Consider the following 20,464-nt stretch of genomic DNA (forward strand, 5'->3'; position numbering starts at 1 on the left):
TCAATGATGTAATGGGCAGTCCCCGTCCGCCTCGAACCGTGCCGTGAGCCGTCCCGCCCTTTCCACCGTGCAGCAGCAACAGAACCGTGGCTTCTGGCTGCGGACGCTGCACCAGTGGCACTGGATCAGCTCCGCGGTTTGCCTGATCGGCATGCTGCTGTTCGCGGTGACCGGCCTGACTCTCAACCATGCCGCGAAGATCGAGGCCAAACCCCAGGTGCAGAACCAGCATCTGGAACTGCCGGCCGATCTGCTTGGACAGCTCGGCACGCGCGAAGTCGGCAACGCGCCGATCCCGCGCCCGGCCCGGCAATGGCTGGACACGCAGCTGGGCATCGCCATCGGCGGCCGCCCGGCCGAATGGTCGGCCAAGGAGATCTACCTGTCGCTGCCGCGCCCCGGTGGCGACGCCTGGCTGAGCATCGACCGCGAAACCGGCGCGGTGGAGTACGAATCGACCTCGCGCGGCGTGGTCTCCTACCTCAACGACCTGCACAAGGGCCGCAACGCAGGCCCCACATGGGGCTGGTTCCTGGACCTGTTCGCCGTGGCCTGCCTGGTGTTCTGCATCACCGGCCTGTTCCTGCTGCACCTGCATGCGCGGCAACGGCGCATGACCTGGCCGCTGGTCGGCCTCGGCCTGATGATCCCGCTGTTGATCGCCCTGCTGCTGATCCACTGACTTCCACCGTGAATTCCATCCGTTCCTCCGGAGCCGCCCCATGCGCGTCACCCTGACCATCGCCCTCAGCGGCCTGCTGGCCACCTCGCCGGCCTATGCCACCACCCTCGACATCAACGTCGAAGTGCCCAAGCTCAACGTGGCCGAATACCACCGCCCGTATGTGGCGGTGTGGCTGGAAGGCGCCGACCAGAAGGTCGCGGCCAACCTGTCGGTCTGGTACCAGCAGACCAGCAACAGCGAAGGCCACGGCACCAAGTGGCTGCCCGACCTGCGCCAGTGGTGGCGCAAGAGCGGCCGCACCCTGCAGGTGCCGGTGGACGGCGTGACCGGCCCGACCCGCCCGGCCGGCAAGCACGCGCTGTCGTTCAACGACAGGCAACCGGCACTGAAGCAGCTGGCCCCCGGCAACTACACCCTGGTGGTGGAGGCGGTGCGCGAAGTCGGCGGCCGCGAACTGCTGAAGATCCCCTTCACCTGGCCGGCCACCGCCGCGCAGAGCGGCAAGGCGCAGGGCGCCACCGAACTGGGCCAGGTCACCCTGTCCGTCAAACCCTGAAAAGGGGACGGAGGGGATTAAGTCGTAATCCCCTTCTCCTTGCCGCATCACCCCGCATCCACTGGAGTCCTCCGCATGAAGCGCACGCTCGTCCTCGCCGCCGCCCTGGCCGCTGCCCTTCCCTTCTCCGCCCTGGCCCACAAGGCCTGGCTGCTGCCCTCGCAGACCGTGCTCGCCGGCAACGCACCGTGGGTCACCGTCGACGGTGCGGTCTCCAACGACCTGTTCTACTTCAACCACGTGCCGCTGCGACTGGAATCGCTGGTGATCACCGCGCCGGACGGCAGCACCCTGCAGCCGCAGAATGCCTCGACCGGCAAGTACCGCAGTGTGTTCGACATCGAATTGAAGCAGCCAGGCACCTACCGCATCGCGTCGGTCAATGACGGCCTGTTCGCCACCTATGAGCAGAATGGCGAGCGCAAGCGCTGGCGCGGCAGCGTGGCGACCCTTGGCGAACTGCCCAAGGACGCGAAGAAGCTGGAACTGAGCCAGTCGGTCGGCCGCGTGGAGACCTTCGTCACCAACGGTGCACCGAACGACACCGCGCTGAAGCCGACCAACCGGGGTATCGAGCTGGTCGCTGTTGGTCACCCGAACGACCTGTTCGCCGGCGAGGAAGCCACCTTCCGCGTGCTGGTCGATGGCAAGCCGACCGCTGGCCTGGAGTTCGAGATCGTGCGGGGCGCCACCCGCTACCGCAACGCACAGGACGAACTGAAGCTCACCAGCGACGCCAAGGGCGAGATCAAGGTGACCTGGCCGGAAGCCGGCATGTACTGGCTGGAAACCGGCACCGAAGACAACAAGACCTCGGTGAAGCAGGCCGCCAAGCGCCGCCTGAGCTACGTCGCCACGCTGGAAGTGCTGCCGCAGTGATGTGGACCACGATGCCGGGCACACCCCGGCATCGCCGCCACGACGCATCACCATGACTGATCCCCAGCTCGACATCGCCCGCCTCGGCGGCACCACCATGGGCACCACCTGGAGCGTGTCGCTGGTCGCGCAGCGCCAGCGCGACCTGCACCCACTGCATGCCGGCATCCAGGCGCGGCTGGATGCGGTGGTGGCGCAGATGAGCACATGGGAGCCCGGCTCGAACCTGAGCCGCTACAACCGCACCAACACTGGCCAATGGTGTGTACTGCCCGCCGAGACCCGCCACGTTCTGGCCTGCGCACAGGCCATCGCTGCCGCCAGTGACGGCGCCTTTGACCCCACCATCGGTCCGCTGGTTGCGCTGTGGGGCTTCGGTGCACACGCCGGCGAACGCCGCCCGCCCGACGACGCTACCCTGCAGGCCACGCGTGAGCGTTGCGGTTGGCGGCGCCTGCAGTGGCAGGGCGATGCGCTGCTGCAACCGGGTGGACTGGAACTGGATCTCTCTGCGATCGCCAAGGGCTTCGGCGTCGATCACGTGGCTGCCTGGCTGCATGGGCAAGGCATTGCGGCAGCGCTGATCGAAGTCGGCGGCGAGCTGGCCGGCTACGGCCGCAAACCGGATGGCCATCCCTGGCGCGTGCTGGTGGAATCCGCACCCGAAGAAGACGCGCACAGCGAAACACCACTGCGGGTGCTGGCGTTGGATGGCAAGGCGGTCGCCACCTCCGGCGATCGCTGGCATCAGTACCAGGCCGATGGCGAGGTCTACAGCCACAGCCTCGACCCGCGCAGCGGCACGCCGGTGCGCCAGGTCGCCGCAGCGGTCACCGTGGTGGCAGACGACGCGATGCATGCTGATGCCTGGGCCACCGCACTGACCGTCCTTGGTCGCGAACACGGCATGGCACTGGCCGAGCGCGAAGGCCTGGCTGCACGCTACCTGCAGCGTGCAGCGGACGGCGCGCGGGAGTTCCTCAGCAGCGCCTTCCAGCGCCTGCTCGACGAGCAGGATGCATGAGCACCCGGCCGTCACGCGCCTGGCTCGGCAACGGCCTGGTCCTGCTTCTGCTGGCGCTGATCGGTTGGGCGTTGCTGCGCCTGCATCTCGGCGAAGCGTGGTGGCACGGCGCGCCGCCAGCGCGGCAGTCGCAGATCGCGGTGCTCGCTACGGCGTTGTATGCGCTGGCCTGCGCCGCACTGTGGTGGCGTGGGCGCCCGCGCGACGATGCCGCCTCCGCTGACGCCGCACCGATCCTGCTGGTCTGGTCCAGCCAGACCGGTTTTGCCCGCGACCTGGCCGAACGCAGTGCCGAGGCATTGCGTGGTGCCGACGTGCCGGTGCGCGTGCGCGGTCTGCATGAGGTCGACGCCGCCTTGCTGGCCAGCAGCCAGCGTGCATTGTTCATCGCCAGCACCACCGGCGAAGGCGATCCGCCTGACCACGCGCTGCCGTTCCTGCGCCGGGTGATGGCTACGCCGCCGTCGCTGCAGCACCTGCAGTACGGCGTGCTCGCACTGGGCGACCGCAGCTATGGCCACTTCTGCGGATTCGGCCACCAGCTCGATCAATGGCTGCGCCAGCACGGTGCGCATCCGCTGTTCGACGCGATCGAAGTCGACAATGCTGATCCGGCAGCGCTTCGTCATTGGCAACAGCTGCTGGGACAACTCGGCGGCGGCGCCAGTGAACTGCCCGACTGGAGCCCGGCCGAATACCAGCCGTGGACGCTGCTGCAGCGCGAACATCTGAACCCGGGCAGCCCCGGCGGTCCAGTGTATTGGTTGCGCCTGCGGCCACCGGCCGGCGCAGATGTGCAGTGGCAGGCCGGCGACATCGCCGAGATCGGCCCGCAGCATGCGTCGCACACCGTGCGTGCCTGGCTGGACGCACAGCGCTTCGATGCGGACAGGGTGCTGGATGACGGGCAGACGTTGCTGGCACGCGTCGCGCGCTCGCACCTGCCTTCATTGGTTCCCCCGGGTGATCTGCCCGCATTGCTGGCGACCCTGCAGCCGCTGCCGCATCGCGAGTACTCCATCGCCTCGGTGATGGCCGACGGCGCGATGGAGCTGCTGCTGCGTCGCCAGCTGCGCGCGGACGGCACGCCTGGCATCGGCAGCGGCTGGCTGTGCGACCACGCGGTCATCGGCGAGCCGGTGCAGCTGCGCCTGCGCCGCAACGACAATTTCCACGGCGTCGCCGCCGAGGTGCCGCTGCTGCTGATCGGCAACGGCACCGGCATCGCCGGCCTGCGCGCGCACCTGCACGAACGCGTACGCAATGGCGCGCGCCGTACCTGGCTGCTGTTCGGTGAGCGCACTGCCGCGCATGACTTCCACTTCGGTGAAGAACTGCAGGCGATGCTGGAAGACGGCACGCTGGCGCGGCTGGATGCAGTGTTCAGCCGCGATGGCGGCGTGCATCGCTATGTGCAGGACCGCCTGCTGGCCGAAGCAGCAACACTGCGGCAGTGGGTGGACGAAGGCGCGACGATCCTGGTCTGCGGCAGCCTGCAGGGCATGGCCCCGGCGGTGGATGCGGTGATCGAGCAGGTGCTGGGGACTGCGGACAAGGAAGCGCTACTGCTGGCCGGTCGTTACCGGCGCGATGTGTATTGAGCTCACCGCGTCCACGCATGGCGTGGATAGCGCCCACCGGCGCCGAGGAATCATCCCGCCGCCGCACTGACCCGGATCGCCAGCAACTCGCCCCCGCCCTGCAACGCATGCCTTTGCCGTTCACCGGCCGCCAACCACGCGGTATCGCCAGCGTGCATCGGCGGCAGACCACTGTCAGCCCCAAATTCGGCATGACCGGCCAACAGGTAAAGCGCCCAGGCCACGCCTGGTTCGCAGAAAAAGAACATCGAGCCCACCAGCGGCCGATGCAGTAGTTCGGCCTGCAGCAGGTCGCGCTTCCACATCAGGTTGAAGTCGTGGGTGGTGCCGTCGACCAGTTCGCCGTGCAGCGTTTCCTCGCCCGCAAAGCGCACGCGCCCATGCGGCGGCAGGACTTCGGCCACGCGGCCATCCTCGAAGCGCAGGCGCACGCCATTGCCCTGCAGCAGCACCAGCTCACGCTCCACACCGGGAAACGCGGAGAACGCCGCGTCCAGCTCGATCTCGGCCACCGACAGGCGCAGCGCCCAGTCATTCCCCTGCGCAGGCAGGCGCAGGATCTCGCGGGTCCAGCCAAGTCCATTCCGCCAGCGTTCGCGGCGATAGTCCAGGCTGGAAATGACCTGGCTCGGAGTGTGCAGCAGGGAGTCGATGTTCATCGGCGCATTGCATCACGCCGCGCGCCATCGTGCATCACCGCGTGGCCAGCGTGCCCTGGCCGCCGCACCCGCCGGCCAGCAGCTGCGAGTGTTTCAACCAGTCCTGGTCGGGGTAATAGGCGAACACCATCGTGCCGCCACGCAACGCATCGATCAGTGGCTTGGCCACCGACAGGCGCACCGCCGGACAGCCCAGGCTGCGGCCCAGCCGCCCCTGCAGCTGCGCGGTGGCCGGGTTCACATATGGCGCGCCGTGGATGACGATCGCGCGTTCGCGCGCGCGGTCATTGAAGCCCGGTTCCAGCCCGGCCAGGCGCAGCGAATACCCGTTGCCGCCCATGTAGGTCTCCTGCGCGGTGAACGCGCCGAGGCTGGACATGAAACTGCCATCGCGGTTGGAGAAGTGCTCGGTGCGGTTCTCGCCGCTGTTGCGGCCATGCGCCACCCATTCCTCGAACAGCAGGCGCTGGTGGGCCAGGTCGAACACCCACAGGCGCGGCTCGGTGGACGGTCGCGAGTAATCGATAACGCTCAGTCGGTCACCGTTGATGCCAAGCTCCGGCCGCTGCAACGCACAGCGCATGGCGTGCGCCGCCAGCTGCAACACGTGGCGGTCGGCCTTGGGCGCACTGCGCGACAGCAAGGCAGCCAGATCTTCGGCACTGGTGGCGAGGGCGGGCGTCTGTGCCAGCGCCGGGGCGCTGGCCGAGGTCGCCAGCAGGCCGAACGCGGCCAGCCGGCACAGGCGGGATGCAGTCATGGGCACAACGAGGGAACTCAGTTGCCCTTGAGGGTGGACCCTGGCGGCTCGGATTCCAAGACCGGCTGCATTCCGGATTCAGCCAGGCTTGGACGGACCGCCGGCAGCGAGGTCACCAGCAGGGTCGTGCCTGGCACCAGCACCCGGTACAGCTGGCGGGCGAACTCGGCCGGCAGCGCCATCGGCAGCGAGGGCGTGGCCAGCAGGTCCGGCGTGGCCTGGGCGCGGTCCTGGCCCAGCAACGGGTAGGCCGTCCACTGGTGCAGGCGCTGGTTCGCGTCCAGCGGGCTGGGCGTATCGCTGTAACCCTGCCCCATCACGAACAGGGTGGTGCCCTGGAAGGCCGGCAGCGCGTCGGCCTTCAGCGGCGACTCGCCGATCATCACGCCATCGCGCAGCACGTACAGGCGCTGGTCGTGCAGGCTGACCAGGATGCCGACCTGCCCGGCCGGCGCCGCGCTGTCGTTCCACCAGGCCTGTGCCGACGCCCCACCCTCCGTCTCCGGCAGGGCCTGGCCGCGTGCATTGACCGGCGCCAGCACTGACGGATAGGCCAGGGTCATCGGCGAGCTCTTGGCATCGGCCACCACGACGGTATCGCCACGCTGGGTTTCGCTGAACAGCTTCTGCGCGAAGGCCTGCGGCAGGCGCACGCAGCCGTGCGAGGCCGGATGCCCGGGCAGGCTGCCGCCATGCAGGGCGATGCCATCCCAGGTCAGCCGCTGCATGTAAGGCATCGGCGCGCTGTTGTAGAGGTTGGACCTGTGGTCCTTGTCCTTCTGCAGGATGGTGAACACGCCGGTCGGTGTCTCGTGCCCGGCCTTGCCCGAGCTGATCGTGGTCAGGCCGATGGCAATACCGTTGCGGTAGACGTAGGCACGCTGCTCATCGAGGCTGACCACCAGCACGATCGGGCCGGTCGGCGAGATTTCCGGATGCCACAGGTATTCGCCCGGCTTCAGGTCGGTCGGCCCGCGTACCTCGGCGGTGCCGGCGGTGGCGGCTGCGGGCTTGGCAGCCGGTGTCGTCGCAGCGGCATGGGCCAGCAGCGGCAGGGCCAGTGCAAGGGCGAGCATCAGGGTCGTGGGGCGGTGCGGAAGCATCCAGCGCGGGTCCTTTCCATGCAGAGCGGCCACCGTACACCATCGGCCCGTGGTGGCCGCGGCAAAACCAGGCGCCGGAAATGAAACTGCCCGGCGACACAGCCATGTGTCGTACCGGGCAATCGTTACGTCCTTGTCGGCCTGCTGCCGCCCCCTCGCATCCTGCGCTGTGGGGGTAGCGTTGCATCCTGCACGCGGCCGCGTCTGTCCTGTTTGTATCTCAGCCCCTTCCACAGGTCTGTGATGCCACCATCCTGGTGATTGGTGCCGCGTCCTGCGGCGGTCGGTGGTCACGGCCTTCCTGTCCGCGACCGGTGAACCAGCCTCCTGCCGGTTCCGACGATTCCTGCTGTCAGCGCCTGGGTACGGTCCGCACCGGTACCGATCCGGGTACCGGATCCGCCGGCAACAACCTGTTGCCTACGGTGATCCGCTGTCGATTCCGTTCGACGATCGCTTTCCCTATCCCCTTCACCTGCGCCAGGTCCTCGACGCGATGAAACGGGCCGTGTCTGCGCCGGTGCTCGACGATCGCCTCGGCCTTGGCGGCCCCGACCATCGTCAATCCCTGCTGCAGCGCCTGGGCATCGGCGCGGTTGATGTCGATCGGTTCGGCGGCATGCGCCCCAGCGATCCCCACTACCAGCACCAGTGCCCTCAACACGACACTCCAAGGCACCACGTGTATCTCCCTGTGATTCTGGCCGCCCCGACCGGCAATCCCGTCGGCAGGAACAGTGTCCGTCACCACATGTGCACAGCCTATCGGTTTCCCGGATTTCCGTAAGCCAGCCAAATACCCGACGTGATGTAGGAAAAACCCTACCCGTGGCACAGGCGTAGAATGGCCGGATCAGCCCATGCAACCGGAGTTTCAGATGGACAGCGCCAAGCTCGGCCAATTCGTCAATGACAAGTGGGACAGCGAAATCGTCCCGCAGTTGGTCGACTACATCCGCATTCCCAACAAGTCGCCGATGTTCGACGCCAATTGGGTGCAGAACGGCTATATGGAACAGGCGGTCACCCTGATGGAGAACTGGGCCAGGGCCCAGCAGCTGCCCGGCCTGAAGGTTGAAGTGGTGCGCCTGGAAGGCCGTACGCCGCTGATCTTCCTGGAAATTCCCGCGACCGGCGCCGAAACCGGCGACGACACCATCCTGCTCTACGGCCATCTGGACAAGCAGCCGGAAATGACTGGCTGGGATGACGATCTCGGCCCGTGGACGCCGGTCCTTCGCGGCGACAAGCTGTACGGCCGCGGCGGTGCGGACGACGGCTACGCCATCTTCGGCTCGCTGGCCGCCGTGCTGGCGCTGCAGGCCCAGGGCCTGCCGCACGCCCGCTGCGTGGTGCTGATCGAGGCCTGCGAAGAGTCCGGCAGCTACGACCTGCCGGCCTACGTCGACCACCTGGCCGAGCGCATCGGCAAGCCCTCGCTGGTGGTCTGCCTGGATTCGGGCTGCGCCAACTACGACCAGCTGTGGTGCACCACCTCGCTGCGCGGCCTGACCGGCGGCAACTTCACTGTGAAGGTGCTCAACGAAGGCGTGCACTCCGGCGATGCCTCCGGCGTGGTGCCGTCCAGCTTCCGCCTGCTGCGCCAGCTGCTGTCGCGCATCGAGGACCAGGACACCGGCCGTATCCTGATCGACGGCATGAACGTGGAAATCCCGGCCGAACGCCTTGAACAGGCCAGGCGCGCGGCCGAAGTGGTGGATACCGAGATCTTCGAGAAGTTCCCCATGGTCGACGGCCTGCGTCCGATGAACGAGGACCTGACCGAGCTGGTGCTCAACCGCACCTGGCGCCCGGCGCTGTCGGTCACCGGCGTGGGCGGCATGCCGCCGCTGGAATCGGCCGGCAACGTGCTGCGCCCGCAGACCTCGGTGAAGCTGTCGCTGCGCCTGCCGCCGACCGCCGATGGCAAGACCTGCGGCGAGCTGCTGAAGGAAGCGCTGCTTCGCGACCCGCCGAACGGCGCGCAGGTCACCCTGGACCTGGAAAAAGCCTCCACCGGCTGGAACGCCCCGGCCATGGCGCCGTGGCTGACCCAGGCCATCGACGATGCCAGCCAGGCCTTCTTCGGCAAGCCGGCGATGTACATGGGCGAAGGCGGCTCGATCCCGTTCATGGGCATGCTCGGTGAGAAGTTCCCGGGTGCGCAGTTCATGATCACCGGCGTGCTCGGCCCGCACTCCAATGCGCACGGCCCGAATGAGTTCCTGCACATCCCGATGGGCAAGAAGGTCACCGCCTGCGTGTCCAAGGTGATCAGCGAGCACTACGCCGCCAGCCTGCGTGGCGAGACCAGCGGTTCGCCGGTGGCTGCCGACAGCGGCACCCGCCACGGCGACCACGGCTGCTGCTGATCCGGCACCGGTGACGGACGCAGCCTGGCCTTGCTAGGCTGCGTCCACACTCAAGCGGAATCCGCGCGCATGAATGGTCTGTTCGGCAGCAGCAGCTGGTTGTACATCCTGCTGGTCGGCTTCTTGGTCGGCCTGCTCGGGCGTTTCTTCATGCCCGGCAACAACCGCATGGGCTGCCTGCTGACCATCGTGCTGGGCATCCTCGGTGCACTGCTGGCCGGTTGGTTCGGCCAGTACATGGGCTGGTACGCCCCCGGCGAACCGGCCGGTTTCCTCGGTGCGGTAGTGGGCGCGGTGGCCGTGCTGGCCGTCCTGCGCCTGTTCAGCGGCCGCCGCTGACCCCGTCCCTCCTTCCCCTCCTGTTCCCGACGTTGGCGCGCCCAGCGCCCCCGGATATGCCCGCATGACCGAACCCGCCTCCGATCCCCAGCGCAGCGCGCGGCGCCTGCAGTGGGCCCGTACCCAGCTCGACGATGCCAGCGCGGTGGTCGAGCGCGCTTCGGTCGATGCCGGCATGCGCAGCTACTGGCGCACCACCAGCACCCGTGGCAGCCACATCGTGATGGACGCCCCACCGGGGCTGGAAGATCCGCGGCCGTGGCTGCGCATGCGCGGCCTGCTGCACGACCACGGCCTGCGCGTGCCTGCATTGCTGGCGCAGGACCTGGAGGCCGGCTTCCTGCTGCTGGAAGATCTCGGCGGCCCGACCCTGGCCAGGATCCTCGACGAGCGCAACGCCGATGAATGGTTCGGCCGCGCGATCGAACAGCTGCTGCGCCTGCAGGCGATTCCGGTGCCGGCCGACTTCGGCCAGTTCGGCGAAGCGCTGCTGCAGCGCGATGCCGGCCTGTTCGACGAATGGTTCCTGCAGCGTCACCTGAACCTGGAACTGGACTGCGGTGAGCTCGAGGGGCTGCAGCTGGTGCATCGCCGGTTGATGGACAACGCGCTGGGCCAGGCCCAGCTGATGACCCACCGCGATTACATGCCGCGCAACCTGATGCCGGTCGACGACGGCCCCGCGGTGCTGGATTTCCAGGACCTGGTGCGTGGCCCGATCGCCTACGACGCGGTGAGCCTGTTCAAGGACGCCTTCCTGAGCTGGCCGCTGCAGCGCGTTGACGAGTGGCTGGCGCAGTACCACGAACGCGCGCGCGACGCCGGCCTGCCGGTGCCCGACCGCGCCACCTTCCTGCGCGATGCCGACTGGATGGGCATCCAGCGCCACGTGAAGATCCTCGGCCTGTTCTGCCGCTTGCGCTACCGCGACAACAAGGGCCATTACCTGGACGACGCACCGCGCTTCATCGGCTATCTGGATGAAGTGCTGCCACGCTATCGCGAGCTGGCCCCCCTGCAGCAGCTGCTGGAAAACCGCATCAAGCCGGCGCTGGCAGACCTGGGCGCACCGATGCGCGTGGCCCGATGAAGGCGCTGGTCTTTGCCGCCGGGCTCGGCGAGCGCATGCGCCCGCTGACCCTGCACACACCCAAGCCGCTGTTGGAAGTGGCCGGCAAGCCACTGATCGTCTGGCACCTGGAGCGCCTGGCGGCGCTCGGCGTACGCGAGGTAGTGGTCAACACCGCGTGGCTGGCCGAGCAGTTCCCGGCGACGCTGGGTGATGGCAGCCAGTGGGGCCTGCGCCTGCATTTCCTTTACGAAGGGCAGACCCCACTGGAAACCGGCGGCGGCATCCTCAATGCACTGCCGGTGCTGGGCGATGCCCCGTTCCTGGTGGTGAACGGCGATATCTGGACCGATTTCAATTTCGCCACGCTGCCGCGCGAGCCGCAGGGCCAGGCACACCTGGTGCTGGTCGACAATCCGGTTCAGCACCCGAACGGTGACTATCGGCTGGATGCACAGGGCCTGCTGCACCACGACCGCGCAGGGCCATGCCTGACCTATGCCGGCATCGGCGTGTACCGCCCCTCGATCGTGGCCGACTGGCGCGCGGTGATCGGCGATGCGCCGGGCAGCGAGCGGCTGCCGCCGAGGTTCTCGGTGGTGCCGCTGCAGAAGCATTTCATGGCGCAGGGGTTGATGACGGGGCAGCACCATCGGGGGCGTTGGACCGATGTCGGGACCGTGGATCGCCTGCGCGCGCTGGATGTGGAGCTGGCGGCGAACGGCTGAGCCCCTCGTGGCTGGACTCATTGAAAGCAGAAGCCGTGCTTGGCCGGTCGGGGTGGGCTGCGCAGGGGACGCTGCAAGTCCCCCTCCGGGGCCCGGCCCAGCCGCTGGCGGCTGTGCGTTCGGGCGCTTGCGAAGCAGTGCTTCGCAAGCAAAGCGCCCTCACCCCTGTAAGCTCGGTCGCCGCATCCATGCGGCTCACGCCCCTGCGCAGCCCACCCCGACCGGCCTCTGACAGTTTCCATGCGCGTCCAGCCACGGAAGAAAGAAAGAAAAGCAAGAGCGGGTCGCTTCGCTGCGCTTGCTCTGGTGTCGACCAAGGTCGACACCCACCAACAGCAGTGCAGTACGCAGTCCCGGCAGATCGCGGGAATCTGTCGAAGGCGGGGTGGCTCAGGTTGCGGGGGCGTGAGCGCCATGGATGGCGCGATCGAGGCTACAGGGACGTACTTGCGCCGTCCCCCGCAACCTGAGCCACCCCGCCTCCCCTCAGGAAGCCAGCCTTTGACGTTGACGTTGACGTTGACGTTGACGTTGACGTTGCTTCGGCTTCGGCGGGTGCAGGGCGCAGCCCTGCCAACAAACCCCACCCTCAGTAACGAGGCCGGCCTTCTTCCAGCACCTGGCGCAGGAACGGCACGGTGATCCGCCGCTTCGCCGCCAGCGATTCGCGGTCCAGCCAGTCCAGCAGGGTGATCAATCCACCCAGCTCACGGCCGGTGTGCGACAGCAGCCATTCGATGGCCGCTTCGTCGATGGCCAGGCCGCGTCGCAGTGCACGCTCGCGCAGCACCGCAGCACGACCTTCCTCATCCAGCGGCTGCAGCAGCACGCGCACGCACTGGCCCAGGCGCGAACGCAGGTCCGGCAGCACCAGGCCCAGCTCGCCCGGCGCCTTCTGCGCCGTGTACAGCACGGTTACACCTGCAGCGCGCGCGCGGTTGTGGAAATCAAACAGCGCGATCTCGTCCTCGCGATTGCCGGCAACCTCGTCCAGCCCGTCCAGCGCCACCAGTTCGCGTGCGTCCAGCCCATCCAGCGCTGCACGAACGCGGCCGGCGGCGCTGGCCAGTGGCACGTACGTCGGCAGGCGCCCGGCCTGCTCGGCGCTGGAGCACATCGCCAGCGCCTGGTGGGTCTTGCCGGTGCCCGCCGCACCTTCCAGGTAGACCCAGTCGTGGCTGGCGCCAACCGCGATCGCGCGCAGCTGCGCCAGCGCGCCATCCGGCGCGCCGATGAAGGTCTCCAGGCGCTGGTCCCGCGGGTAATGCAGGGCCAGCGGCAGTTGCGGCACACCCATCACTTCAGGTCGGGGCCCTTGTCGTTCGGAACGATGATATGGGGGGCGTCCACTACGCCATCAAGCACGATCGCCGGCTTCTCGCCCACGTACAGCTCGCTCTGTCGGTAGCGCTGATGCGCATAGCGCAGCAGAACATTGGTCACCGCCGCCACCGGCAGCGCCAGCAGCATGCCGAGGAAGCCGAACAGCTGGCCGCCGGCCATCACCGCAAAGATCACTGCCACCGGGTGCAGGCCGATCTTGTCGCCGACGATACGCGGGGTCAGCACGTAGCTTTCCAGCAGCTGGCCCACGGTGAACACCACGCCCACCAGGATCAGCAGCTTCAGGTCGAAGCCCTGCGCCTGCACCAGCGCCGCGATCACCGCCATCAGCACGCCAGTGGTCGCGCCCAGGTACGGTATGAAGCTGATCAGGCCGGCAATCAGGCCGATCAGCAAGCCCAGCTTGAGGCCGACCAGCGACAGGCCGCCGGCATAGATCACGCCCAATGCCAGCATCACCAGGAACTGTCCGCGGATGAACGCGCCCAGCACCTCGTTGGACTCGCGCGCCAACGCGCTGATGGTGCCGATCTGGTTACGCGGAATGACCGACGCCACCCGCTCGACCAGCTTGTCCCAGTCGCGCAGGAAATAGAACGCCAGGATCGGCAGCAGCAGGATGTTGACCACCCAGGTCACCATCGCAAAGCCCGAACGCGAGACGTAGCCCATGAATGTGGTGGCGAAGCCGCCGGCCTGCTGCCAGTGGCTGCGCACCCATTCGATCAGGCGGTCCGGATCCAGCCACTGCATCACTTCCAGGCCGGTCTTCTGCTCGAACCAGGGGATCCCCTTCTCCATCAGCCATGCCTGTGCCTGCGGCGCGACCGCGATCAGGGTGGTGATCTGGCGCTCGATCATCGGCACCAGCACCAGCAGCAGCGCCACGATCACCAGCACCATCGCCGCGAACACCAGCACAACGCCGGTCATGCGCGAACGGCCGGTGGCCTCGATGCGGTCCACCAGCGGGTCGCCCAGCCACGCCAGCGCCAGCGCCAGCACGAACGGGGTCAGGATCGGTGCCAGCAGCCACACCACCCAGCCGACCAGGCCGGCGAACAGGATGTACTTCAGGCGGCGCAGGAACTGCGCGATTTCGGCTTCCGGGGTCAGGGTCATCGCAAGCGGTACTCGTTGCTGACCGGCGCGGCCACCGGGGCACCGGTGGTGTCATCGATCGGGGTCGGCAGGGCCGGCAGCGTCGCGCTGGGCACCAGCACGCCGTTGTCGCCCAGCATGCGGTTGAAGCCGGCCAGGCCGGTGGTCATCTCCAGGCTCAGCTCCAGCTGGCCGGCCGAAGCGTGCAGCGGGGTGACATTGCGCACCACCGGCACCTCGCGCAGCCCGGCGGCAAGGCGCAGGTAGTCGTCGGCACTGTTGATGCCGGTGACCACCACGCGGTAGGTCCCGGCCTGGCCGACGGCGGCACCCGCCTTGGCATAGCGCCTGACCAGCGCGTCGGCGGCGCCGTCGGCACCGGCGGCCATCGCGCGCATGGCGTTGGCGTCCTTGCTGGTCCACTTGTTCAGCTCACGGCCGTTGTCGACGAACACCCAGTCCGCTTGCCAGCCGCCGTTGGCGCGGTAGAGCTTGCCGATCAGCTGCATCGGCGGCGAGTAGCGCGACGAGGCGCGGGCCACGGCGGCACTGTCCTGGCGCCAGATGGCACCGGCCAGCGCCTGTTCGGCGGCACCGCCGCTGGGCAGGCCCAGCTTGTAACCCCGCTCGATGGCGCGGTTCAGCAGCGGGCGGGCGGCGTTGGCCTGCTGCACGCTGACCAGGCGCGGGCCACTGCCGTCGTCGACGGCCAACCACACCACCGGCTTCGGCCGCGGCTGCGGCCACAGCGGCAGGCCCAGCGCCGAGACCAGCGAGTCGACGTCATCCTCGCGGAAGCGGGCCACCAGCAGGGTCCTGAAGCTCGGCGCGCCGCTGGCGCCCACGCTCTGGTCCTGCTTGTAGTCGTAGCTGGCCACGTAGTCCTTGGCGTTGCGCAGCGCCTGCACCACGCCGGGGCGGGACATCACGTTGCGGTCGCCCGACAGTTTGCCCAGCACCACGCTCAGGGCACGGGCCAGGGCGCCGTTGCGATCGGCTTCGGCCTGGCTGTTGACGGGCACTTCGGCCTCGTACGCACCCGAGGCGGTGGCAACATCTCCCTCGGTGCGCAGGCCGCTCTGGGCCATCGTGGCCACCGGCAGGCTCAGTGCAAGGAGCAGGGTCAGAATCAGGCTGCGGCGCATCAGGACATCCATTGGCTCGACGAATCCGGGGGAATTGTTGCCCGAATACGGCCTTTGCGCCAATGCGGCCTGTTAAAATCGCTCGTTCAATCCCTGCCAGCGCCGACGCCCGTGACCAACACCCCGTCTTCCGCCCCCTCCCCCCTCACCTACCGTGACGCGGGTGTCGACATCGACGCCGGCAACGCGCTGGTCGAGCGGATCAAGCCCCTGGTCAAGCGCAGCTTCCGCCCGGAAGTGATGGGCGGCCTGGGCGGCTTCGGCGCCCTGTTCGACCTGTCCAACAAATACCGCGAGCCGGTGCTGGTGTCGGGTACCGACGGCGTGGGCACCAAGCTGAAGCTGGCCCACCAGCTGAACCGCCACGATACGATCGGCATCGACCTGGTCGCGATGTGCGTGAACGACGTGCTGGTGCAGGGCGCCGAGCCGCTGTTCTTCCTGGACTACTTCGCCACCGGCAAGCTGGACATCGACACCGCCGCAGCGGTGGTGGGCGGCATCGCCAACGGCTGCACCGAGGCCGGCTGCGCGCTGATCGGCGGTGAAACCGCTGAAATGCCCGACATGTACGCCCCGGGCGAGTACGACCTGGCCGGCTTCACGGTGGCTGCGGTCGAGAAGAGCGAGCTGAAGGACGGCGCCAGCGTGGCCGCCGGCGATGTGCTGATCGGCATCGCCTCGTCCGGCCCGCATTCCAATGGCTACTCGCTGGTGCGCCGCATCTACGACCGCGCCGGCCGCCCGGCCGACCTGGAACTGGAAGGTGGCGTGAAGCTGGTTGATGCGCTGATGGCACCGACCCGCCTGTACGTGAAGCCGATCCTGTCGCTGCTGAAGTCGCACGGCGACGCCATCCACGGCATGGCCCACATCACCGGTGGCGGCCTGACCGAGAACATCATCCGTGTGGTGCCCGACGGCCTCGGCCTGGACATCCAGGCCTCGTCCTGGACCCTGCCGCCGGTATTCCAGTGGCTGCAGAAGGAAGGCGCGGTGGCCGACAGCGAGATGTGGCGCACCTTCAACTGCGGCATCGGCTTCGTGCTGATCGTCGCGCCGGACCAGGTGGCTGCGGTGTCCGAGGCGGTCAAGGCGCAGGGCCTGGAGCGCTGGACCATCGGCCAGGTGGTCACCGCCGAAGGCGCCGAACGCGTCCGCATCGGCTGAACCCGACCCCGAGGAGCCCGCATGGACGCAACGCCCCCCTTGGCACCCACCCCGGTACCGCCGCCGTTGGCGGCCGTGCCGGTCTTCAGCAGGCAGGACGCTGACCACCTGCGCGCGCTGTCCATCGCGCACTACGTGTTCGGTGGCCTGATCGCGCTGCTCTCGCTGTTTTTCATTCTGTACATCGTGCTCGGCATCAGTGCGCTGAGCGGCCATCTGCCGATGAACTCCGGGGGCCAGCCCTCGTCGCCGGCCGAACAGCGCCTGTTCGGCTGGGTGTTCACGGTGCTGGGGACCGTGTTCGTCGCCGGTGGCCTGGGCATGGCCGCATTCGTCATCCAGGCCGGACGCTGCCTGGCCCAGCGTCGTCGCCACCTGCTGTGCCTGATCGTGGCCGGCCTGCTCTGCCTGTGCGCGCCGCTGGGCACCGTTCTGGGAGTATTCACCCTGGTTACGTTGCTGCGCCCGCAGGTCAAGGCCGCCTTCGATGCAAGTGGTGCAACGACATGACGACACCCGTCGCACCACCGCCGCTGCCGCAGCAGACCCTGGCGCAGCTGCAGCTGGCCAGCCATCTGCAGACGCTGAAGGTGCTGTTCTACGCGCTGGCGGTTTTCCACTGGATGGCCGCGCTGGCGTTTCTCGGTTTCATCGGCCTGGTCGCCAGCTCACGCGGGCTGGCCGATGGCGCGGTACTGGCCACGGTGTACGGGGTCATTTCGCTGCTGGCTGCCGCGCTTGGCGTCGTGCAGCTGCACACCGCACGCCTGCTGTCGCGCCGCACCGGGCTGGCCTGGTGCCAGCGCGCGGCCTGGCTGGCGGTACTGGCTGGCCCGCTGGGCATGGCCCTGACCGCCTATGCCTGGGTGTTCCTGTCCAAGCCTGACATGGCCGCACTCTTCGACCGCGGCGACCATCTCAGCGTCTGAGCTTGCCGGCAGACGCCCCCTTCCCTGATCGACTCCCCATGTCCGCGCCTGCCCTCCCGACGACCGCCTCGCCTGCCGCTTCCCGTTTCACGGGCCCCAAGAAGCTGGCCTTCGCCGCCGTGCTGGCGGTATTCGCGATCAGCTGGCTCCACCCGCTGTGGCCCATCGAGCAGGCCCTGCACAGCACCCTGACCGTGATCGGGCTGGCCGCACTGCTATGGGTCGACCGCCGGGGTGGCTGGCTGGGCAATGGCGCCTTCATCGCGATCTGTGGCTTCATCGCACTGCATTGCGTGGGCGCGCGCTGGCTGTACTCCAACGTGCCCTACGACGCCTGGGCGCAGGCGCTGACCGGCTGGTCGCCAAATGCGGCGTTTGGCTGGCAGCGTAATCATTTCGACCGGCTTATCCACTTCCTGTTCGGCGTCTGCTTCACGCCTGCGCTGCTGCAGCTGGCACGCCATGCCTGGCCGGCGCTGCGCCGCGGCCAGGCTTTCACCCTGGCGGTGATGGCAGTGATGTGCGCCAGCCTGGTCTACGAGTGGTTCGAGTGGGCCATCGCGCTGGCCCTTTCGCCCGACGCCGCCGAGGCCTACAACGGGCAGCAGGGCGACATGTGGGACGCGCATGCCGACATGCTGCTGGCGACCGTGGGCAGCCTGCTGACCTGGCCGTTGATCCGACGGAGTGCCCGGCAATGACCACGCCCACCCGCATTGCCGTGCTCGCCTCCGGCCGCGGCAGCAACCTGCAGGCCATCCTTGATGCAATTGCCGACGGCCGCCTGCCCGCCGAGGTTGTCGGCGTGTTCTCCGACCGCCCAGCCGCCGCCGCGCTGCAACGGGTCGGTGCACGCCTGCGCTGGGCGCATGCACCGAAGGAGTTCGATGATCGCGCCGCCTACGAGCAGGCCCTGGGCGATGCACTGGCCGCGGTCGCGCCGGACTGGATCGTCTGCGCCGGTTACATGCGCATTCTCGGCGCCGCCTTCGTGCAGCGCTTCAATGGCCGCCTGGTCAACATCCACCCCTCCCTGCTGCCACTGCACAAGGGGTTGGATACGCATGCGCGGGCTTTGGACGCTGGCGATGCCGAGCACGGGGCCAGCGTGCATCTGGTCGTTCCCGAACTGGATGCCGGCGCCGTGCTGGCCCAGGCGCGGGTGCCGGTGATGCCCGGCGATGACGCCGACAGCCTGGCCGCGCGCGTGCTGGAGGTGGAGCACCCCCTGCTGATCGCCACCCTCCAGCTGCTGTGCGCCGGCCGCCTGACTGAACGGGAGGGGCAGCCGCACCTGGACGGTCACCCCCTGTTTAGCCCACTGGCCCTAGATTCCGCCGGGAACCTGAACCGGTAACGCCCACGCACACGCCCCGCTGACTGCGGGGCTGGCATCCTGCCCCCCTCCTGCAGCTCCTGTCCTCCATGAAGACCACGACCCTGCTGTCCACTTCATTGCTGCTGTCGCTTGTCGTGCTTCCCGGCGTGGGTTGGGGCCAGGTGCAAGCGCCTGCGGCCCCTGCGCAGCCGGCGCCCGTAGTACAGCCGCCCGCAGAACCGGCCGTGCCGATGCCCCCCGCGCTGGCCTGGGAGCCGCCGCCGCTGCAGCCGTTCACCGCGACCTACCAAGCCTTCTACAAAGGCAAGGAGGCCGGCGACGCCAGCATGCAGGTCACCCACACCGGCGGCAACCAGTGGCGGGTGGACATGCAGGTGGTCGGCCGCCGCGGCTTCGCCAGCGTGCTGGGCCTGAACATCGAGCAGAGCACGGTGTTCGAAGAGCGCAGCGGCGTCTATGCGCCGCTCAGCCAGAGCACGGTGCGCAAGGGCCTGTTCCTGGGCAAGAAAGCGGTCGGCACGTACAACTGGCAGGCCGGCACCGCGCAGTGGAGCGGCGACGTCAAGAAGGAACGTGCGCAACCGATCGCGCTGCAGCCGGGCGACCAGAGCGCGCTGCTGATCAATCTGGCGATCATGCGTGATGCCCGCCCGGGCGCCACCATGCACTATCGCTACGTGGACATGGGCAAGGTCCGCCAGCACGACTACCAGGCCGCGCCGCAGACCGAGAATGTCGAGGTCGGCGACCTGTCCTACAACGCGCTGCGGGTCTACCGGACCAACGGCGGCAACAACGAAACCATCCTCTGGATCGCCAACGGTGTCCCCACCCCGGTGCGCATCCTGCAACGCGAAGACGGCGAAGACCGCGTCGATCTGCGCCTGATCGAATACCAAGGAGTCTGAGCATGAGCACCCTGACCCGCCCCCTCACCTGGATCGCTGCAGCGGCACTGTCGGTGGCCAGCCTGCCGGCCATGGCCCTGCAGCCATTCAAGGCCGATTACCTGGCCAGCTACATGGGCATGCAGGCCAATGGCAGCATGACGCTGAGCAGCGAGGGAGCCAACAAGTGGCGCTACACGCTGCAGGTGAAGAACCAGCTGGCCGACCTGAGCCAGAGCACCGTGTTCGAAGAGGTGCGCGGCCAGCTGCGCCCGCTCAGCAGCCAGGACCGTTCGGCACTGCTGGTGAAGAAGCGCAATGTGCAGGCCAACTACAACTGGACCAGCAACCAGGCCACCTGGACCGGCGACATCAAGCCGGACCGTGCGGGCCCCATCGCGTTGAAGACGGGCGACATGGACGCGCTGCTGATCAACCTGGCGATCGCCCGCGACCTGGCCGCCGGCAAGCCGCTGACCTATCGCATGGTCGACGAAGGCCGCATCAAGAACATGACCTACCGCGTGATCGGCAAGGAATCGATCACCGTGGGCGGCAAGAGCTACGAGGCCACCAAGGTCTCGCGTGCCGACGGCAACAAGGAGCTGATCGCCTGGATCGTGCCGGAATTCCCGGTGCCGGCGCGCATGCTGCAGCGTGAGAGCGGCCGCGATGCGCTGGACCTGACCATCAAGGCGATGAACTGACCGGAGATCCACGTCATCCACGCATGGCGTGGATCTACTGGAAACCTGAAGTAGATCCACGCCATGC

At 68.1% G+C, this 20,464-nt stretch carries 23 protein-coding genes; 16 read left to right on the forward strand and 7 right to left on the reverse strand.

Annotated elements, in window-relative coordinates; genetic code table 11:
• Positions 1-43 precede the first annotated feature (43 nt).
• The 5 genes from AC2A1N_RS16735 (at position 44) to AC2A1N_RS16755 (ending at position 4,745) form a co-directional block, all read left to right on the forward strand.
• Positions 44-682, forward strand: a complete 639-nt coding sequence (locus tag AC2A1N_RS16735) for a PepSY-associated TM helix domain-containing protein (RefSeq protein WP_484372933.1) — start codon at positions 44-46, stop codon at positions 680-682.
• A 40-nt stretch (positions 683-722) separates the two neighbouring features.
• Positions 723-1,241, forward strand: coding sequence for a DUF2271 domain-containing protein (locus tag AC2A1N_RS16740; RefSeq protein ID WP_154350356.1), 519 nt, complete (start codon positions 723-725; stop codon positions 1,239-1,241).
• A 75-nt stretch (positions 1,242-1,316) separates the two neighbouring features.
• Positions 1,317-2,120, forward strand: a complete 804-nt coding sequence (locus AC2A1N_RS16745) for a DUF4198 domain-containing protein (RefSeq protein ID WP_484372935.1) — start codon at positions 1,317-1,319, stop codon at positions 2,118-2,120.
• Positions 2,121-2,172: 52 nt separating this feature from the next.
• Entirely contained in the window at positions 2,173-3,144 is a 972-nt protein-coding gene (locus AC2A1N_RS16750) for an FAD:protein FMN transferase (protein ID WP_484372937.1), read from the forward strand.
• On the forward strand, positions 3,141-4,745 hold the full coding sequence (locus AC2A1N_RS16755) for a sulfite reductase subunit alpha (protein WP_484372939.1): 1,605 nt from the start codon (positions 3,141-3,143) through the stop codon (positions 4,743-4,745). Before AC2A1N_RS16750 ends, AC2A1N_RS16755 begins: the two co-directional genes overlap by 4 nt.
• Positions 4,746-4,795: 50 nt before the next feature.
• On the opposite strand, the gene AC2A1N_RS16760 is transcribed toward AC2A1N_RS16755, so the two are convergent.
• From AC2A1N_RS16760 to AC2A1N_RS16775, 4 genes are all read right to left on the reverse strand, one after another.
• Positions 4,796-5,404, reverse strand: coding sequence for a HutD/Ves family protein (locus AC2A1N_RS16760; RefSeq protein WP_061479232.1), 609 nt, complete (start codon positions 5,402-5,404; stop codon positions 4,796-4,798).
• A gap of 34 nt (positions 5,405-5,438) precedes the next feature.
• The gene (locus AC2A1N_RS16765; protein WP_061479233.1) at positions 5,439-6,164 is read right to left on the reverse strand and encodes a murein L,D-transpeptidase catalytic domain family protein; all 726 of its coding nucleotides are present in this window, start codon (positions 6,162-6,164) and stop codon (positions 5,439-5,441) included.
• A gap of 17 nt (positions 6,165-6,181) precedes the next feature.
• A complete protein-coding gene (locus AC2A1N_RS16770) occupies positions 6,182-7,267 on the reverse strand; it encodes a L,D-transpeptidase (protein ID WP_180869107.1) in 1,086 nt (361 codons plus the stop codon).
• 352 nt (positions 7,268-7,619) lie between these two features.
• Positions 7,620-7,946 carry a ComEA family DNA-binding protein gene (locus AC2A1N_RS16775; RefSeq protein ID WP_032953992.1) on the reverse strand — a complete coding sequence of 109 codons (327 nt, stop codon included), beginning with the start codon at positions 7,944-7,946 and terminating at the stop codon, positions 7,620-7,622.
• 199 nt (positions 7,947-8,145) lie between these two features.
• Here AC2A1N_RS16775 and AC2A1N_RS16780 point away from each other — a divergent pair, with 199 nt between their 5' ends.
• The 4 genes from AC2A1N_RS16780 to murU all read left to right on the forward strand — a co-directional run bounded on the left by AC2A1N_RS16780 (position 8,146) and on the right by murU (position 11,775).
• A complete protein-coding gene (locus AC2A1N_RS16780; RefSeq protein WP_061479235.1) occupies positions 8,146-9,639 on the forward strand; it encodes a M20 family metallopeptidase in 1,494 nt (497 codons plus the stop codon).
• A gap of 69 nt (positions 9,640-9,708) precedes the next feature.
• Positions 9,709-9,978 (forward strand): GlsB/YeaQ/YmgE family stress response membrane protein, encoded by a 270-nt coding sequence (locus AC2A1N_RS16785; RefSeq protein WP_061479236.1) that lies wholly within the window; start codon positions 9,709-9,711, stop codon positions 9,976-9,978.
• Between the two features lie 64 nt (positions 9,979-10,042).
• A complete protein-coding gene (locus AC2A1N_RS16790; protein WP_154350350.1) occupies positions 10,043-11,068 on the forward strand; it encodes an aminoglycoside phosphotransferase family protein in 1,026 nt (341 codons plus the stop codon).
• Positions 11,065-11,775: an N-acetylmuramate alpha-1-phosphate uridylyltransferase MurU gene (gene murU, locus AC2A1N_RS16795; RefSeq protein ID WP_134969025.1), complete on the forward strand. Its 711-nt coding sequence runs from the start codon at positions 11,065-11,067 to the stop codon at positions 11,773-11,775. Before AC2A1N_RS16790 ends, murU begins: the two co-directional genes overlap by 4 nt.
• A 589-nt stretch (positions 11,776-12,364) precedes the next feature.
• On the opposite strand, the gene hda is transcribed toward murU, so the two are convergent.
• The 3 genes from hda to AC2A1N_RS16810 are packed head-to-tail and all read right to left on the reverse strand — an operon-like array spanning position 12,365 to position 15,377.
• Positions 12,365-13,072 (reverse strand): DnaA regulatory inactivator Hda, encoded by a 708-nt coding sequence (gene hda / locus AC2A1N_RS16800; protein WP_053500213.1) that lies wholly within the window; start codon positions 13,070-13,072, stop codon positions 12,365-12,367.
• Positions 13,072-14,241 (reverse strand): AI-2E family transporter, encoded by a 1,170-nt coding sequence (locus AC2A1N_RS16805; protein WP_005415573.1) that lies wholly within the window; start codon positions 14,239-14,241, stop codon positions 13,072-13,074. Before AC2A1N_RS16805 ends, hda begins: the two co-directional genes overlap by 1 nt.
• Positions 14,238-15,377 carry a DUF2066 domain-containing protein gene (locus AC2A1N_RS16810; RefSeq protein ID WP_061480734.1) on the reverse strand — a complete coding sequence of 380 codons (1,140 nt, stop codon included), beginning with the start codon at positions 15,375-15,377 and terminating at the stop codon, positions 14,238-14,240. Before AC2A1N_RS16810 ends, AC2A1N_RS16805 begins: the two co-directional genes overlap by 4 nt.
• Before the next feature lie 99 nt (positions 15,378-15,476).
• Between AC2A1N_RS16810 and purM the strand changes: the two genes are divergently transcribed.
• The 7 genes from purM (at position 15,477) to AC2A1N_RS16845 (ending at position 20,397) form a co-directional block, all read left to right on the forward strand.
• On the forward strand, positions 15,477-16,535 hold the full coding sequence (gene purM / locus AC2A1N_RS16815; protein ID WP_484372943.1) for a phosphoribosylformylglycinamidine cyclo-ligase: 1,059 nt from the start codon (positions 15,477-15,479) through the stop codon (positions 16,533-16,535).
• 21 nt (positions 16,536-16,556) lie between these two features.
• Entirely contained in the window at positions 16,557-17,045 is a 489-nt protein-coding gene (locus AC2A1N_RS16820; protein ID WP_061480736.1) for a hypothetical protein, read from the forward strand.
• Positions 17,042-17,464 carry a hypothetical protein gene (locus tag AC2A1N_RS16825; protein ID WP_061480737.1) on the forward strand — a complete coding sequence of 141 codons (423 nt, stop codon included), beginning with the start codon at positions 17,042-17,044 and terminating at the stop codon, positions 17,462-17,464. The genes AC2A1N_RS16820 and AC2A1N_RS16825 overlap by 4 nt, the downstream gene beginning before the upstream one ends.
• A 38-nt stretch (positions 17,465-17,502) precedes the next feature.
• Complete coding sequence (locus AC2A1N_RS16830; protein WP_484372946.1) at positions 17,503-18,165, forward strand: DUF2238 domain-containing protein; 663 nt, start codon at positions 17,503-17,505, stop codon at positions 18,163-18,165.
• Complete coding sequence (gene purN / locus AC2A1N_RS16835; RefSeq protein WP_061480739.1) at positions 18,162-18,821, forward strand: phosphoribosylglycinamide formyltransferase; 660 nt, start codon at positions 18,162-18,164, stop codon at positions 18,819-18,821. The genes AC2A1N_RS16830 and purN overlap by 4 nt, the downstream gene beginning before the upstream one ends.
• A 68-nt stretch (positions 18,822-18,889) precedes the next feature.
• Positions 18,890-19,711 (forward strand): DUF3108 domain-containing protein, encoded by an 822-nt coding sequence (locus AC2A1N_RS16840; RefSeq protein WP_072168187.1) that lies wholly within the window; start codon positions 18,890-18,892, stop codon positions 19,709-19,711.
• Positions 19,712-19,713: 2 nt separating this feature from the next.
• Positions 19,714-20,397, forward strand: a complete 684-nt coding sequence (locus AC2A1N_RS16845; RefSeq protein WP_005415565.1) for a DUF3108 domain-containing protein — start codon at positions 19,714-19,716, stop codon at positions 20,395-20,397.
• Positions 20,398-20,464: the final 67 nt, after the last annotated feature.

This window comes from Stenotrophomonas maltophilia group sp. SKK55, from assembly GCF_057179845.1.